Annotated in this window: 16 protein-coding genes; 11 read left to right on the plus strand and 5 right to left on the minus strand. The window is 66.0% G+C overall.

Annotated elements, in window-relative coordinates; all coding sequences use genetic code 11:
* Positions 1 to 178 precede the first annotated feature (178 nt).
* The gene (gene trhA / locus B2W22_RS15225) at positions 179 to 823 is read right to left on the minus strand and encodes a PAQR family membrane homeostasis protein TrhA (protein ID WP_175183934.1); all 645 of its coding nucleotides are present in this window, start codon (positions 821 to 823) and stop codon (positions 179 to 181) included.
* A gap of 471 nt (positions 824 to 1294) precedes the next feature.
* Between trhA and B2W22_RS15230 the strand changes: the two genes are divergently transcribed.
* Together B2W22_RS15230 and B2W22_RS15235 are read left to right on the plus strand one after the other, a co-directional pair.
* On the plus strand, positions 1295 to 2356 hold the full coding sequence (locus tag B2W22_RS15230) for an alpha/beta hydrolase family esterase (protein ID WP_254594141.1): 1062 nt from the start codon (positions 1295 to 1297) through the stop codon (positions 2354 to 2356).
* A 215-nt stretch (positions 2357 to 2571) separates the two neighbouring features.
* A complete protein-coding gene (locus B2W22_RS15235) occupies positions 2572 to 3093 on the plus strand; it encodes a DUF1993 domain-containing protein (protein ID WP_175123599.1) in 522 nt (173 codons plus the stop codon).
* Positions 3094 to 3136: 43 nt separating this feature from the next.
* On the opposite strand, the gene B2W22_RS15240 is transcribed toward B2W22_RS15235, so the two are convergent.
* Positions 3137 to 3634, minus strand: a complete 498-nt coding sequence (locus B2W22_RS15240) for a VOC family protein (protein WP_286938444.1) — start codon at positions 3632 to 3634, stop codon at positions 3137 to 3139.
* A 67-nt stretch (positions 3635 to 3701) separates the two neighbouring features.
* Positions 3702 to 4058 (minus strand): DUF1428 domain-containing protein, encoded by a 357-nt coding sequence (locus tag B2W22_RS15245; RefSeq protein ID WP_175183930.1) that lies wholly within the window; start codon positions 4056 to 4058, stop codon positions 3702 to 3704.
* Between the two features lie 171 nt (positions 4059 to 4229).
* On the opposite strand from B2W22_RS15245, the gene B2W22_RS15250 reads away from it, so the two are divergent.
* A complete protein-coding gene (locus tag B2W22_RS15250; RefSeq protein ID WP_218344657.1) occupies positions 4230 to 5204 on the plus strand; it encodes a GlxA family transcriptional regulator in 975 nt (324 codons plus the stop codon).
* Between the two features lie 188 nt (positions 5205 to 5392).
* Positions 5393 to 7015, plus strand: a complete 1623-nt coding sequence (locus B2W22_RS15255) for a methyl-accepting chemotaxis protein (RefSeq protein WP_239213271.1) — start codon at positions 5393 to 5395, stop codon at positions 7013 to 7015.
* Positions 7016 to 7020: 5 nt separating this feature from the next.
* Here B2W22_RS15255 and B2W22_RS15260 read toward each other — a convergent pair whose 3' ends face one another.
* Positions 7021 to 7422: a hypothetical protein gene (locus tag B2W22_RS15260; RefSeq protein ID WP_286938446.1), complete on the minus strand. Its 402-nt coding sequence runs from the start codon at positions 7420 to 7422 to the stop codon at positions 7021 to 7023.
* A gap of 249 nt (positions 7423 to 7671) precedes the next feature.
* Here B2W22_RS15260 and B2W22_RS15265 point away from each other — a divergent pair, with 249 nt between their 5' ends.
* Both B2W22_RS15265 and B2W22_RS15270 read left to right on the plus strand, forming a co-directional pair.
* The gene (locus tag B2W22_RS15265; RefSeq protein WP_175183926.1) at positions 7672 to 8259 is read left to right on the plus strand and encodes an SUKH-4 family immunity protein; all 588 of its coding nucleotides are present in this window, start codon (positions 7672 to 7674) and stop codon (positions 8257 to 8259) included.
* Positions 8260 to 8275: 16 nt separating this feature from the next.
* The gene (locus B2W22_RS15270; RefSeq protein WP_286938447.1) at positions 8276 to 8956 is read left to right on the plus strand and encodes an SMI1/KNR4 family protein; all 681 of its coding nucleotides are present in this window, start codon (positions 8276 to 8278) and stop codon (positions 8954 to 8956) included.
* On the opposite strand, the gene B2W22_RS15275 is transcribed toward B2W22_RS15270, so the two are convergent.
* Positions 8957 to 9811: a helix-turn-helix domain-containing protein gene (locus tag B2W22_RS15275; RefSeq protein WP_286938448.1), complete on the minus strand. Its 855-nt coding sequence runs from the start codon at positions 9809 to 9811 to the stop codon at positions 8957 to 8959.
* 264 nt (positions 9812 to 10075) lie between these two features.
* Here B2W22_RS15275 and B2W22_RS15280 point away from each other — a divergent pair, with 264 nt between their 5' ends.
* From B2W22_RS15280 to B2W22_RS15300, 5 genes are all read left to right on the plus strand, one after another.
* A complete protein-coding gene (locus tag B2W22_RS15280; RefSeq protein WP_286938449.1) occupies positions 10076 to 10954 on the plus strand; it encodes a fumarylacetoacetate hydrolase family protein in 879 nt (292 codons plus the stop codon).
* Positions 10951 to 11736, plus strand: coding sequence for an alpha/beta fold hydrolase (locus B2W22_RS15285; RefSeq protein WP_286938451.1), 786 nt, complete (start codon positions 10951 to 10953; stop codon positions 11734 to 11736). The genes B2W22_RS15280 and B2W22_RS15285 overlap by 4 nt, the downstream gene beginning before the upstream one ends.
* Positions 11737 to 11869: 133 nt before the next feature.
* Positions 11870 to 13186: a metal-dependent hydrolase family protein gene (locus B2W22_RS15290; RefSeq protein ID WP_286938453.1), complete on the plus strand. Its 1317-nt coding sequence runs from the start codon at positions 11870 to 11872 to the stop codon at positions 13184 to 13186.
* A gap of 162 nt (positions 13187 to 13348) precedes the next feature.
* On the plus strand, positions 13349 to 14539 hold the full coding sequence (blaAMZ, locus tag B2W22_RS15295; protein ID WP_286938455.1) for an AMZ family class C beta-lactamase: 1191 nt from the start codon (positions 13349 to 13351) through the stop codon (positions 14537 to 14539).
* Positions 14540 to 14836: 297 nt separating this feature from the next.
* On the plus strand, positions 14837 to 15712 hold the full coding sequence (locus B2W22_RS15300) for a DUF2242 domain-containing protein (protein WP_286938457.1): 876 nt from the start codon (positions 14837 to 14839) through the stop codon (positions 15710 to 15712).
* Positions 15713 to 15774: the final 62 nt, after the last annotated feature.

Raw genomic sequence — 15774 nt, forward strand, 5'->3', positions numbered from 1 at the left:
TCGCGATGTGTTTTCCTGTGTCGGCAGACCACGAGATCCCCGACGCGCGGCGCGGGGGCAGCCCCGGGGGGGGCCGGCCCCTTGCGCTCGAAACGTTTTGCGCGGTTTCGTAGTCGCTGCTGGCCGCGATGTGTCCTTAGGTTTGTCCTTCGGAAGCGGATCCGGCGCCTTTGCGGGCTTACGCCGCGTACCAGAACACCGCGAAGAAATGGCAGACGGTGCCGGCCAGCACGAACAGATGCCAGATGAAATGGCTGTAGCGCCAGCGGTTGTCGAACACAAAGAAGACCACGCCGCCGGTGTAGGCGAGGCCGCCAGCCACCAGCCACCACAGGCCGCCGGTCGGCACCAGTTCAAGCAAGGGTTTGACCGCGATAACGACGATCCAGCCCATCGCCAGATACAGGCCGGTGGATAGCGAGGGCCGGTTGAGCCGCTTGCTGGCCTTCAGGCCCACGCCCAGCAGCGCCAGGCCCCACACCAGTCCGAAGAGGGTCCACCCCCAAGGGCCACGCAGCGCGCCCAGCGCGAACGGGGTGTAGGTGCCCGCGATGAGCAGGTAGATGGCCGAGTGGTCCAGCACATTGAAGATCTGCTTGGCGCGGCAGCGGGGCAGGGCGTGATAGATGGCGGACGCGAGGTACAGCAGGCACATTGACGCGGCAAACACGGCGGCGCCGGCGATGAAGGCGGCATCGCCCTGGCGCACGGCGGCGGCAATCAGGAGCGGCGTGCCGGCCAGCGCGCCCACGGCGCCCAGGCCGTGGCTGATGCTGTTGGCGATTTCTTCGCCCAGGGTCTGGGGTCGGTCGTTGGGAAACATGGGGAGCCTGTTGATGACAAGTTTTCCACCTTAGGCTTTTTGGCATGCGCGCTCAAGGCGCGCGTCGGGTAGGCTTGACCGATCGCAACGTCGTTACGCTGTGATACATTCGTCCCGCGAACGAATCGCCCAAAGAGGCGTCGCATGTTCTTCACTCCGGGCTTGCACGTCGGCCGCGCCAGGCGTTGCCGTGATCGACACTCTTAGGGGAAGCACTCATGAATCCGGCACCAGGTCTTTCGGTTGGGGCGTCCTCTCCGCCCATCCACGCGTGCGCACCAGACGACAGGCATCCGCCTTGCGGAGCGGCGTAGCCGCGGCGACCGCCGTCCGGCGCTGCCAACCCCGGCACCCCGGGCGGCGCGGCAAACAGGAACTTCCGAACAGGCCCTAACAATGGCGCGCAGTTTCAGCAGTCTGTTTTTCAAAGCGGCAAAAAAGATCACCCGCCTCCAGCGCACGGCAATGCGCATGGCGGCCCCCAAACCAGCCCGCAAGCGCGCCACGCCGGCGCGCAAGACGGCCGCCGGCTCCACGGCGGGGCGTGCGGTCAAGACGGCGCGGCCAGGCGGGACGGCGGGCGCGGGCAGGGCAGCAGCGCCCGAGGCGGCGTCGCTTGGCGCCGGCCGCTGGGAGGCCTCCCGCCAGTTCACGGACAAGACCGGCCGCCGGCTGGCCTTTGCCCGCTACACCCCCGCTTCCGTAAGTGCCACAGCCGCCGGCATGCCGCTGGTCGTGATGCTGCACGGATGCCGACAGACAGCCGAGGCTTTCGCGCGTGGATCGCGCATGAACCAGTGGGCGGACGCCGGGGATTTCATGGTGCTGTATCCGCAGCAATCGCTGGCGCGTCAGGTGCAGCGCTGCTGGCGCTGGTTTCAGCCGGATGACGATCATGGCGGGGCCGAGGCTGATCTGATCGCGGCCCTGATCCGGTCGGAAGTCGTGCGTCACGGTCTGGACCCCGAACGCGTCTACGTGGCGGGCCTGTCGGCAGGGGCGGGGATGGCGGCCCTGGTCGCCCTGCGTCATCCAAGCCTGATCGCTGCGGTGGCCATGCACTCGGGGCCGGTCGTGGGCGACGCGCATAACGCCGGCAATGGCCTGAGCACCATGCGGCGCGGCAGTATCAAGCCGTTGGCGCCGCTGGTGCAAGCCGTGGCGGACCCCGCCGTTTTTGACCTGGGCATGCCGGCACTGATCCTGCACGGCCAGCTTGATCCGGCCGTGGCGCCGCGCAATGCCAGGCAGTTGTTCGAACAGTTCCGCAACCTGAATGCCGCTGATCCGCACGCGTTGCCGATCGAGCGCGTGCTGGGGTTGGGCACCGAAAAAGCGTACCGCAGGGTGGATGTGCTGCGCGGCCGCAAGACGGTGCTGCGGTTGTGCGAGATCACGCGGCTTGAACACGCCTGGAGTGGCGGGGATCCTGCCATCCGGTATCACGCGCGCAGCGGTCCTGATGCCTCCGCGCTGGTCTGGCGGTTCTTTCAGAGTCAGCGGCGTACGGGCGCGATTGCCGTTGCGCAATGACAGACACCGGCGTCAAAAAGGACTGGCTGGTGGCTGGCGGCGGGCAGCAGGCAGGTGGCCGGCTGCGGTGCGCCATTGTCCGGGCATCCAGAATGATGTTGTCGCCGCCACCGGCGTCCGGGCGACTCCGTGGCGGCGTAACATCGCTGCAATCTCAAAGCGCCTGGCGCCCGTTGACACCCTTCGCCAACCCCATTTTTACGGAAATCGTCGATATGCCCCTGTCCATGTACCAGGCGTCCGTGCCTGTCTTCATCCGCGGCCTGAACGTGCTGGCCGCGCTGCTGGAAAAGGCTGCCGCGCATGCGCAAGCCACCGGCATCGACCCTGCGGAACTCGTTAACGCGCGCCTCGCGCCCGACATGTACCCGCTGTCGGGCCAAGTGCAACGTGCCAGCGATGCGTCCAAGTTCGCGGCACAGCGGCTGTCGCAAGGCGACGCCCCGAAATTCGCCGACACCGAGACCACGCTTGCACAATTGCAGCAGCGCGTCGCGGACACGATCGCATATCTGGAAAGCGTCAAGCCCGAGCAGGTCGACGGCGCCGAAGGCCGTCGCATCACGCTGAGCTTTGGCAACTTCAAGCCTGAATTCCAGGGCGACGAGTATCTGCTGACGTTCGCGCTGCCCAACTTCTACTTCCACGTGACCACCGCCTACGGCATCCTGCGCCAGGCAGGCGTGCCGATCGGCAAGCTGGATTTCCTGGGACCGTACCCGCAACTGGCCCCCTGATGAATCAAGGCGGACGCGGCGTCCCCCGCGCCGCGCCGCACGCTCAATTTTTTGACGGGTCCCCGCAGCCATCCGTTGGCCCCATCTTCGCCATGTTCTGCTGGATCTCCTCGGGCGTGAGGTCCTGCATGTGCGTGGCGATGGACCAGCGGTGGCCGAATGGGTCAACCACCTGCCCGTAGCGGTCGCCCCAGAACATGTCGGCAGCGGGCATCGTGACTTGCGCGCCCGCCGCGACCGCCTGCTGGATCGCGGCGTCTGCGTCGGTCACGTACAAGTGCAGCACCGCGGGCGTGCCCTTGAGCGCCTTCGGTCCCAGGCTGCCCCATTCCGGAAAATCATCCATCAGCATCAGGACCGAATCGCCGATCCGGATGGCCGCGTGCATGATCTTGCCGTTGGGTCCGGGCAGCCGCATCAGCTCCTCGGCATTGAAGGCTTTCTTGTAGAAGGCGAGCGCGTCGGAGGCGCCCTCGCAAATGATATGCGGCGTCAGCGTGTGCATGCCGTCGGGAATGGGCTTGGCTGCTTTGGTGGCCATGATGTGTCTCCAGGTTTATTGAACGGCTGCGGGTTGAATGGTTGCGCTCGGGGCGTGGCCTCGCACGCTAGGTGCCGACCAGCGTGGCAAAGCCGCCCCAGCACATGCGCTTGACGTCGAACACCCCCTCGCAGCACATTTCCGCCAGGCGCGGATCGGACATCACTTTGGCGTTGATGCTGTTGCGCGCTTCCTTGCTGGGATACAGGATCCACGCAAAGACCACGACTTCGCCTTCGCGCGCGCCGGCTGCCGCGCTGAACGACGCGAAGCCTTCTCCGTCGATGTCGTCAGCCACGCCTTCGCGGTAGTCCAGCGCGCCGTGCTCGCGCCAGATGCCCTCGGCGTGCGTGGCCATTTTCTTGTACGTCTCCAGGTTGGCCTTGGGTACGCACAGCAGGAAACCGTCTATGTACTTGTCCATCGATCACTCCTCACGTCCGTGTTGTTCTGGTTCGGGCCGGCACGTCCGCAATCCGTTCCGGCCGCCGTCCGGATTCCTGGATCGGCAGGAACCACTTTATCGGGATCCGCGCGGCTTTCAGATAGGCAATTGCGACAATCTTGCGGGTGGATTGCGTCAGCCTGCAGGCGTATGCTTGGCAACATGAAAAACGTCGCGTTCCTGCTGCCCAAGGGGACCAATATTGCGTCCCTGGAAACCGCGCGCCACGGCTTCATGGTGGCCAACGAATACCTGCGCGCGCACGGCCGCGAGCCGCGGTTCCATGTGCGCACGCTTGCGCTGACGCGCGAGGTCAGCCTGGACGACGGACGCATCAAGGTGCAGGCCGACATGGTGCTGGCCGACGCCACCGACATCCATATCTGCATTGCGCCGCCGCTTCTGGGTTCGGTATCGGACGCGGTCCTGTCCAACCGCGAACTCATCGAATGGCTGTCGCGCCATCACCGCGAAGGCGGCGAGGTCGCCAGCCTGTGCATGGGCGCCGCGCTGCTCGCGGCGGGCGGCGTGCTCGACGGGCAGCAGGCGGTGGTGCACTGGGTTGCGCAAAACCTGTACGCCAGCCTTTTTCCGACGGTGCGATGGACCAGCGATCGCGTCGTCATGGCAGAAAACGGCGTTTATACGAGCGGCGGCGCATTTTCGGCCGCGCATCTCGTGCTGCACCTGATCGAAAAGTACACCGACCGCGACACCGCGATCTGGTGCGCCAAGTATTTCCAGCTGGACTGGAGCCGCCAGAGCCAGTTGCCTTTTTCGGTCTTCATGGGGCAGAAGTCGCACGCGGACGAGATCGTGCGGGCGGTGCAGGAATACATTGAAGGCCGCTACCAGGAAAAGATCACCGTCGAGGAACTGGCCGGCCGCCACGCGCTGGGCCGCCGCACGCTGGAGCGGCGCTTCCGCCAGGCCACCGGCAACAGCATCGTGGAATACGTTCAGCGCGTGCGCGTCGAAGCCGCGAAGCAGCGGCTGGAAAGCTCGCGCAAGAGCGTCGCCGAAGTCATGTACGAAGTCGGCTACAACGACACCAAGGCCTTCCGCGACATCTTCAACAAATACTGCGGCATGTCGCCCGTGGGATATCGCGAGCGGTATCAATAGCACGGAGATTGCGCGGCAAACTCCGCTTGAACGCTGCCGCTCGCGGGCCGACGTCAAGCTTGTTTCAGCAGTGTTGCTGCGCCACGCCCTATCTTCGTTGTCTTTGTGGAATCGCAAACAACGACGTGCGCAAATGTTTGCGAAATGTGTCGGCAAACATAGACTGGGGTTTTCCCTGAGGCCCCTCTATGAAGCTCCGCACCCATTTCGGCAATCTCTCCATCGGCACCAAACTGGGCCTGGGCTTCGGCGTCGTGCTGGCCCTGCTGCTGGCCCTGGCCGGCGTGTCGCATTTCGAACTGACACGCATCGGCAGCATCAACCGCGCCATCACGCAGGAAACCTGGGTGAAGGCCAACGCGATCTCGGTGGTCGACGTCACGACGCGCGCCAACGCCCGCGTCAATCTGGAACTGATCGTCAACGCCGACCCGGCCGCGATGGACAAGCTGTTCCAGCAGATCGAGGCCAACCGTAAACGCATCGACGACGCCCTGGCCACACTGCGGCCGTTGATGGCGACGGCCGATGCCAGCGCCCGGCTGCGCACGCTGGAAGAGGCTCGGGGCCGCTACGTGAAGTCCTTCCAATCGGTGGGCGCCCTGCTCAGGAGCGCTGATCGCGATGGCGCCCGCCAGCGCATGCTGCAAGAGACGTTGCCCATTCTGGACAGCCTGCAGGATCACATCATCGCGTTGTCCCGGGAACAGTCGGCCGACATGGACGAGGCCGGCATTGCAAGCCAGGCCGTCATCCAGGAAGCCGAGCGCCTGAACGTGGGCCTGGCCGGGCTGGCGCTCGCCTTGGGCGCGTTGCTCGCGTGGCGGGTCAGCCGGTCGATCACCCGTCCGCTGGCGCGTGCGGTCAAGGCCGCCGAAACCGTGGCGGGCGGCGACCTGGGCCAGCGGATCGAAGCGGGCTCCCGCGATGAGACCGGGCGCCTGCTTCACGCTTTGCAGGACATGCAGGAGCGGCTGGCGGGCGCCGTCCGTGCAATCCGGCACGGGTCGGAAACAATTTCCAGCGCCTCGAGCCAGATCGCGGCGGGCAACGCCGATCTCTCCAGCCGCACCGAAGAACAGGCGGCATCGCTCGAGGAAACCGCGGCGTCAATGGAGGAGCTGGCCTCGACCGTGAAGCAGAACGCGGACAACGCGCGCCAGGCCAACCACCTTGCAGCCAGCGCATCGGAAATCGCGCTGCGCGGCGGCGCGGCGGTGTCCGCGGTGGTCGGCACCATGCAGGAGATCTCGGCCAGCTCGCACAAGATTTCCGACATCGTGTCGGTGATCGACGGCATCGCGTTCCAGACCAACATCCTTGCGCTCAACGCGGCCGTTGAAGCGGCCCGTGCGGGCGAGGAGGGCAAGGGCTTTGCCGTGGTGGCGGGCGAAGTCCGCTCGCTGGCGCAGCGCAGCGCGCAGGCCGCGCGCGAGATCAAGGCCTTGATCGAGGATTCCGCCGGCAAGGTGGGCGCGGGCGCGCGTCAGGCCGAGGGCGCGGGCGCCACCATGCAAGAGATCGTCACCGCCGTGCAGCACGTGACCGACATCATGGGCGAGATCGCCGCCGCGTCGCACGAGCAGGCCAGCGGTATCGATCAGGTAAACCTCGCCGTGGCGCAGATGGACGAGGTGACGCAGCAGAACGCGGCGCTGGTCGAGGAAGCCGCTGCCGCCGCCGGCTCGATGCAGGACCAGGCACGCGAGCTGGTGCGGGCGGTGGGCGTGTTTCGGTTGTCCGAAGACGCCACGCGGCGCGGACCCGAGCAAGATCCCACTCGCGCCCCGGGCACGTTGATGCTTGCTTAGCGCCGCTATTTTCCGCAGGCGGCCTGCAACGCCTTCATCTGCGGGCTGCCTGGCGCAAAGCGCACGAACTGAACCTGGCTTTCGTCCAGTGTCTCGTCCTTGATGGTGGTGACCAGGGTGTCGTTCAGGAAGTAGCTGGTGGCCGGCAAGAAGCCGACCTGCGACCGGCGGCAATCGAACAGCACCTCGGTCACCGACCGGTCATAGCGCACGGGCTGTTTGTCCGCGCCCGGAATGGTCTGCGCAGCGGTGTAGCGCAGTTCCATCCTGCCCCGGGCGTTGCCCGACGCTTGCTGTGTGTTGGGCAGGCCCCCGATCCGGATCGAGACGTTGGGGTGATCGGGACGCGGCGGCACGTCGAACCATTGCTGCACGTGAGCGCCGGAGCCGGCGAGGAGTGCGGCCAAGGTTAAGGCGGAAACTGCAAACGGTAGGCGCATGGATTGTCCGTGGTCGAAAGCGGTTTTCTTCTGCCGCCGCCCTGTGGCGCTTCAATCGTGCGTCGCCTCGGAGCAGGGCGTTCAAATGTAGCAAAATGCGGTCTGGCGCCGCGTGCGAAGTTCAGTTGCTACCACCCGCGCTACCGTCCGCGCTACCGTCCGCGCTGACGGCGCGGCAAGATTTATCGCTAATACGTTGTCCAGATACGCATCAACATGAATTCCTTTGAATCCCTCCGGGCGCAGTTCGCCCGGTTTGGCGAACTGCGCCCGCAGCCGCGCGACGCGTGGCAGGGCGACATTGCGCTGCCACAGGTGCTCGCCGACTTCTACGAACAGGTGGGGCCGTGGGGCGCCACCTATCACCAGAACGTGGGGCCGGTCGGCATCACGCTTTCCGAAACCAACATCAGCTTTCCGCCGCTGTTCAAGCTGTGGGACCGGCAGGCCGGCTATCGCTGGGACGCGTCGAACGGCGAACGCGTTGCAGAATGGCAGGACAACTGGCTGGTGATTGCCGACCAGAACGCGGACCCCTTCATCCTGGACACCGGGACCGGCGAGATTCTTTACGCCATGCACGGCACGGGCGCGTGGGACGCCGACGTGGTGGCGCCCGATCTGCCGACGTTCGCGGCCGCGCTGGCCGCGGTGGGCGTCGTCTGCCTGGAGGCCGACGAAGACCTGCGCAATGATGACTGGGAAATCAGGCCCGAGCATCGGGCGCGTGCGTTGCAGGCGCTCACCATTGTGCTGGGCGACCCCGTCGAGGCCGAGTGCTTTCTGGATGTGCTTGAGTTCTGACGAAGGAAAAAGACGAATGGCGACGTTTGCCGAACTGGCCGAGGATTGCGGCGTGGCATTGCCCGGGATGCTGGCCCGGCTGATCGACGCCGGGCGCACCGGCTATGGCGAGGACAGCGCGGCGTGGCGCGCTGACTGGAAGGGCAACACGCTGGCCGCGCGGCCCGTGCTGTCCTGCATGGATGACCTGGAGTGGATCGATGCGCATCAGGCGCGCGAAACCGCCGAGGAGTGGCTCAATCCCGGCTATCAGCATGGCAGGCGCTTTCTGCCCTTTGCAGAGTCCGGCGCGGGCGATGCCTATTGCCTGACGCCCACGGCGGGTGGCGGCGTGGGCGTTGCCCTCGTCTGGCATGACAGCGGCGATGCGCGCGTGGAGTGGGCATCGTTCGAGGCGTTTGTGTTCGACGCGCTGGTGCGTAGCGCGGCGGACGTGGGGCATCTTGTCGAGGATGGCCTCACGGCGGCCGAGGCGGTGGCTTGTGTCGCGGCGAACATCAACGCATTGAAGGAATACCTGCCGTTGGTGATGCAGGCGGAACTGGACCGGTTGATGGCGGATGCCCCGTCAGCGCCGGCGGACGGCTTGACGGTTTGGATCAATGAGGCGTCCGTGGATGCGGCGTTGGCGCTGTTGCCGCCGGCGGAGGATGCGCCTTTCGAGGTGGTGCCGCGTTGGGAGTGCGGAGAAGCGTAGTCAGGGGATCCCCGTCAGCAGATGGGGCGCGGAGCCCGAGGCCGCGCGCCGGAAGCGCGACGGCGACACGCCCATGTGATCGCGAAAGAATCGCGAGAAATTTCCAGGCGTCGAAAACCCCAGGTCCATCGCGACCGAGGTCAGCGGCTGTTCTTGCTGGACCAGTCTGCGCACGGCTTCCTCCACGCGCACCGCGCTCCAGAACACCTGCGGCGTGGTGTTGAGCTGGTCGCGGAACAGCGCAAAAAAGTGCCCCCGCGACAGCCCCACCTTGCTGGCGATGTCTTCCACGGCAACCGGTTCGTGGACGTTTTCGCGCATGTACAGGATGGCAGTGCGAAGGCGCCGGTCCAGCGTCTGCGGGCGCGCGGCCGCGCCGGGCGGGCGGCTGGTCTGGGAGGACGATTCGATCGCTGCCTGCAGCAGGGCCTCGACCTCGGCGTCGATGTCGGCGCGCGGATGGTCCTGCGGCGCGACGATCTTGTCCAGCAGGCTCCAACAGCCCTGGCGCACGGCCGGGTCGATGGGCACGCCGGGCGCGGTGAAACGAAACGGCCGACCGGTGGCGGCGCGGCGCTCGTCCAGCCAGGGCTTGGCGATGTACAGAACCAGGAAGACGGCCGGACCCGAGCGGTCGAGCAGGCGGGCGTCATGGGATTCATAGGTGTTGGTGCCGAGCGCAAGATGTTCGCTGTAGGGCACCAGTTTCGAGCCGACGTGCGCCTCGGCTCTTGCGCCGCCCAGCCACAGGGCAAGCTGCACTTCCGCATGTGCATGCGCAATCAAATCCCCGCGCAGCTCCAGCACGACCGCGCGGCCGAACGCGCCTTCGTGCAAGGCGTAAGTCTCTTGCATGATCTGTCTCCCAGTTTCTGATCGGGCGAGGCGCGCGCACTCGCCTCGCCATGGCCACCTGTCCGCCGGGGCCTTCTGCGGGAATTTTATGGGCGTGGTTTCGGGCATTGCCGGGCTCTAGGTGTATACACCTATCTCGCCATCTGACTCTGCGATAAGTTCCCGCACCGAACGATAAGCGCGGCCGTGCCGGCGCTTCTAAAGTCGTGCTGACGGCGAGGCATGAACCGCTCGCCCACTTTCAGAAGCACGAAGGAGACTGCGGTGCGGATTGCAAGTTTTTTGATGAATGGAGAGCCCGGCGTCGGCCTGGTGTCGGACGACGGCCTGTCGGTCGCGCCCCTGGCGCTTGAGGCGGCGGGCAGGCATCTCGGCGCGCAGGCCGTGATCGACCTGTTGACGGCGGGCCGCCCGCTGCCCGACACGTTGGCGCCGCTGCGCCTGTCCGACGTCGACCTGCGGGCGCCGCTACCCCGGCCGCGGCGCAACGTGTGGTGCGTGGGGCGCAACTACCATGCGCATGCAAAGGAGTTGTCTGCGTCCGTCTTCAAGGACAACGACGCCAATCCGGAATCGTGGCCCATTGTCTTTACCAAGGTGCCGGAATGCGTGGTGGGACCGCACGCGCAGGTTCTGCTGCCGGTCGGCGTGTCCGCGCAGATCGACTACGAGGCCGAGCTGGGCGTAGTCATCGGCAAGACGGGCAAGAACATCGCGCGCGGTGCGGCGATGGAACACGTCTTCGGCTACACCGTCATCAACGATGTCACCGCCCGCGACGTGCAGATGCGGCATCAGCAATGGGACATGGGCAAGTCGTTCGATACCTTCTGTCCAATGGGGCCGTGGATCGTCACGGCAGATGCATTCGATGGGACGAGAACGCGCGTGCGCTGCTGGGTCAACGGAGAACTTCGGCAGGACGGTCCCACGGAGAACATGATCTTCGACATCCCGACCCTGATCGAAACGATCTCGCGCGGCATCACGCTGTATCCCGGCGACGTGATCGCCACCGGGACGCCAGCGGGTGTCGGCATGGGGATGACGCCGCCCCGGTATCTGGCGGCTGGCGACGTGGTTCGCGTGGAGGTCGAGGGGCTGGGCAGCATCGAGAACGAATTCGTGGAGAAGGCGTCATGACGACAAGAACGATCAATGGCCTGACGGTGGAAATCGACGGCGACGGGCCCGCATTGCTGTGCATTCACGGGCTGGGCGGTTCGTCCAACACCTGGACACCTCTGATGGGCGCCTTGACGGGGTATCGCGTCATCCGCCCGGATCTGCCGGGGAGCGCCAGATCGCCTTTGCCGGACGGCAAGCTGTCCATCTCGGGCTATGTCGACGCGCTGGTCTCGGTGTTGAAAGCGCTGGACTGCGGTGCGGTGCACGTCGTGGCGCATTCGCTGGGGACCATCGTTGCGCAGCATCTGGCGCTGAAGGAACCGGCCGGGGTCCAATCGCTGGCGCTGTTCGGACCGCTGGCCGAGCCGCCGGAGGCGGGGCGGCCAGGCATCCGGGCGCGGGCGGCGCTGGCCCGCCAGGGCGCGCCCGCCATGCAGGAGATCGCCGATGCCATCGTCAAGGGCGCCACCAGCCGTCGCACCAAGGCGGAACAACCCGCGGTGCTGGCGCTGGTCCGGGAAAGCGTGATGCGGCAGCCGCCGGAAGGATATGCGCAAAGCTGCGAAGCGCTGGCCGCGGCGGAGTCTGCCGATCTTGAGCGTCTGGATGTGCCCGTGCTGCTGGTGACGGGCGACGAAGACGGCGTTGCGCCGCCGGCGAACGTGCAGGTGATGGCGGGGCGCATCCCGGGCAGCCGCTGCACCATCGTCCCGGACTGCGGACACTGGACCACGTTTGAGCAGCCCGGCGCTTGCATTGAAGCGTTGCAAGCGTTTCACGCGGGCTTGGCTCGATGAAGCGAGCCTGACTGCCGGGCTGGCGGTAATCGAGCGAGTCCTCGAGCCGCAGCTCTGGATTCGCAGCAACCATTTCGCATCAACACTTTTCATAAAAAAATTCCGGCCCCCACGGGCCAGGAGGAGACCACGCATGTCCAGAATCGCGATTACCAATGTCGCCATCTTTGACGGAAGCGGCGACGACGTCTTTGACGGAGAGTTGCTGATCGACGGCGGCCGCATCGCCGAGGTGGCGCGCCTGCCCGAACGGGTCAGCCGGGACGGCGCGCGCGTCATCGACGGCAAAGGCCGGTTCCTGATGCCGGGAATGACCGAGGCGCACACGCATTTCTCGTGGAATGACCAGCCCACGCTGGCGGCGATTCAGTTCATGCCGCCCGAAGAGCACATTTTGTGGTGTGTCCGCGTGGCCAAGCGCTATCTGGAAATGGGGTGGACGTCCGCCATCGGCGCGGCCGCCGCCAAGCCGCGGCTGGATGTGGTGCTGCGCAATGCGATCGAGGCCGGCGAGTGCCCGGGTCCGCGCTACCTGGCCGGCAGCCAGGAGATTACGACCATCGGTGCGCTAGGCGACAACACGTTGCCGCACATGCACTTCGAAGAGCTGAGCTTTGGCAGCGTCTGCAGCGGTCCCGAGGAGATTCGCCGCTCGGTCCGCACATTCATCAAGTACGGCGTCGACCATCTGAAGATCAATCTGTCGGGCGAGTACATCGCTGGCCTGCCAGCCGAGATGTCGCCTTTCGCGGAAGACGAGGTCGCCATGCTGGCGTCGGAGGCCAAGCGGTACGGCAAGCGGATCGCGGCCCACGCGCGGTCCAGCGAATCGGTCAAGCAATGCGTGCGCCACGGTATCGAGATGGTCTATCACGCCAGCTTTGCGGACGACGAAGCGCTGGACATGCTGGAAGCCAACAAGGACAAGCATTTTGTCGCGCCGGGCATCGGCTGGCTGGTCCGCACCGCCTACCATGCGTCCGACTACGGCATCACGCCCGCCATAGCCGAAAGCATGGGCTACAAGCGCGAGCTGGAAATCGCCGCGGATAGCCTGCGCAAGATGCACAAGCGCGGCATACGAATCCTGCCGGGCGGTGATTACGGATTTGCCTGGATGCCGCACGGCACGAACGCCAATGACCTCCAATACTTCGTGGACTACATTGGCATGACGCCGGTCGAGGCGCTAGTCGCGGCCACGCGGCTGGGCGGGCAGATCATGCAGCGCCCTGACGAGCTGGGAATGCTGCGGCCCGGGTATCTTGCGGACGTCGTCATGGTAGACGGCAATCCGCTGCACAATCTGTCGCTGCTGGTCGATCCCGCGCGGATCGTGCTGGTGATGAAGGACGGGAAGGTCTGCAAGGACACGTGCGGCACGGGGCAGGAAGGCACGGGGCTATTGAACCCGGCCCAGCCGCTGCGTGCGGAGCCGGCCTTGGCCTGAGGCAGAGCGCGGGGCGAAGGGGAGAAGGGGTCCCATTGCCAGGCGCTGCGGCGATCGCAGGAAGGGAAATTGCGCCAGACGGGACGCGCGTCGCGGTACGATTCGACATCGCCGCGCCGCCCGTCCTGCCGGCTCGTTTGTCCCCCTCCCTGAGAACGCTGCATGAACACCCGTAGACACCTCTGCGCCGGCCTGCTTTGCGCCGGCATTCTTACTGCCGTGTCCGGTCCCGCCCTTGGCCGCTCTGAATTGCCTTACATCGACAGCGTCGTGAACGAAGCGGCCCGCTCGGTCATGCGGCGGCACGACATCGCGGGCATGGTGATCGCCGTCACGCATCAGGGCCGCCAGCGCTTCTACACCTACGGCGTCGAGTCGCTGGAAACGCGGCGCGCGGTCAATCGGGACACGCTCTTCGAGCTGGGCTCGATCAGCAAGACCTTCACCGCGACGCTTGCCACCTACGCGCAGGCCAAGGGACTGCTGACGCTGACCGACAGTCCGGCCCGGTTCGTGCCCGAGCTTGCCGGCACCGAGTTCGCCAAGCTGACGCTGGTGAATCTTGCCACGCACACCACGGGCGGGTTTCCATTGCAGGTGCCCGACGACGTGCGCGACAACGCGCAATTGATGCAGTACCTGAAGGCATGGAAGCCTGAACACGCGCCCGGCACGTCTCGCGCGTATGCCAATCCCAGCATCGGCATGCTGGGTGTCGTGGCCGCCGCCAGCCTGAAGCAACCGTTCTCGCAGGCGATGGAAAAGGACCTGTTTCCGAAGCTGGGCCTGTCCAGCACGTACATCGACGTGCCCGCCGCCAAGATGTCGCGCTATGCGCAGGGCTACAACAAACAGGGCGCGCCGGTGCGCGTGAATCCCGGTGTGCTCGCGGCCGAGGCCTATGGCGTCAAGTCCAGCGCGCGCGACATGCTGCGCTTTATTGAAGCCAGCATGGACATGGACGTGCTGGACAAGGACATCCGCCGCGCCCTTGCGGATACCCATGTGGGCTACTACCAGGTAGGCAGCATGACGCAGGACATGGCATGGGAACAGTTTCCGTATCCGGTGGCGCTGGACACGCTGCTGACGGCCAACGCCGGCACGCTGAACAGCCAGAGCCATCCGGCCCAGGCGCTGCAACCGCCGTTGGCGCCGCTGGCCGAGAGTTGGATCAACAAGACGGGCTCGACCAACGGCTTTGGCGCCTATGTGGCGTTTGTGCCCGCGCGCAAGTTGGGCATCGTCATTCTGGCCAACCGCAACTATCCGAACGAGGCGCGCGTGCGGTTGGCGGCGGAAATCCTGGGCGAACTGGACAAGCAGCCGTCCGCGGCCCGCGCCGCGCGTTGATTGCAGGTTTGCGCCGCGCGCCGGGAGCAGGCCCGCGGCGCGTCGGCATCAGGAACGTGTGCACTGACGCGTTGCCAAGGGTGTTGCGCGCGGGCCATGGAATGGCGCGCCGATTTCGATACGAATTACGACGTGTGCCGGTATGGGATGCCCCGCCGGTACGCAGGGGGAACCGCTTTGGCGGTCATGACAGACCGCCCGAACCTGTTTCAACATATCTCCGGCTTATCCTGTCCCCAATAAATAAACGGATTTCTTGTCCGATAATGCAGGTCGTCGCCCCACGCCGGACCTCTCATGCCTCGCGTCACCCGCCGTATCGCTTTTCCGTTGTTTGCCACCCTTACGGCCGTCCTGGCCGGATGTTCTTCCCCCAAGCCCGTCTACGAACGCGAGGACTTCGCGCAAACGGATACTTATTCGCGCAGCGTTCCGGCGGCCAGCAGCGCCGCGTGCGACGCGGGCCGGCGCGCCTTGCTCAGCCAGGGCTATCTCATCGACAAGTACGAGCCGTCTCGCGTCACGGGCCACAAGAACTTCGAGGGCGAGGACGGGCAGCATACGCAGATCAGCTTCAACGTCGAATGTGCATCGGACGGCGGTGCGAGCGACCGCACCACCGTATTTGCGAACGCCGTGCAGGACCGCTATTCGATCAAACGCACCGGCAACTCGGCCAGCGTGGGCGTCAGCGTGTTGGGGCAGGTGTCCATGCCGTTTGGGGGCAGCGACGATTCGCTGGTCAAGACCGCCAGCCAGACGGTGACGCGGCCCAAGTTCTATGACGGGTTCTTCCAGTTGCTGCAGCGGTTCCTGCCGGATGCGCAGGCGGCTGCCGCGCCGCATGAGCCGACCGTGCGGACGAAGGGCGCCGCGCCCAAGTCCGCCCCGGCGCCTGCGCCCGCAGACCCGGTGGTGGCGCCGAATGCGCCGGCGGATACGTTGAATCCGACGGAGGCTGGCGGTGACAAGCCGGCCCCGGCTGGCGATGCGGCGCCTGCGAAGACGCCTACGGGGGGAGCGCCTGCCGCAGGATCGCCTGCCGCAGGATCGCCTGTCCAAGGGGCGCCGGCTGCCGGATCGGCCACGGAAAAAGCGCCCGCGGCAGCGACGCCCGATACAGGTTCGCCCGCCGCACCCGCCACGCCGCCCGCGCCGCAGTCCGTCAACTAACGCCCAACATCCCAGCGCATCGACCGCCGCCCGGTTTGCCGTATCGCAAACTGCCTGCGCGC

Origin of the sequence: Achromobacter sp. UBA4530 (genome assembly GCF_002388205.1) — a bacterium.
GTDB classification, from domain to species: domain Bacteria; phylum Pseudomonadota; class Gammaproteobacteria; order Burkholderiales; family Burkholderiaceae_B; genus Achromobacter; species Achromobacter animicus.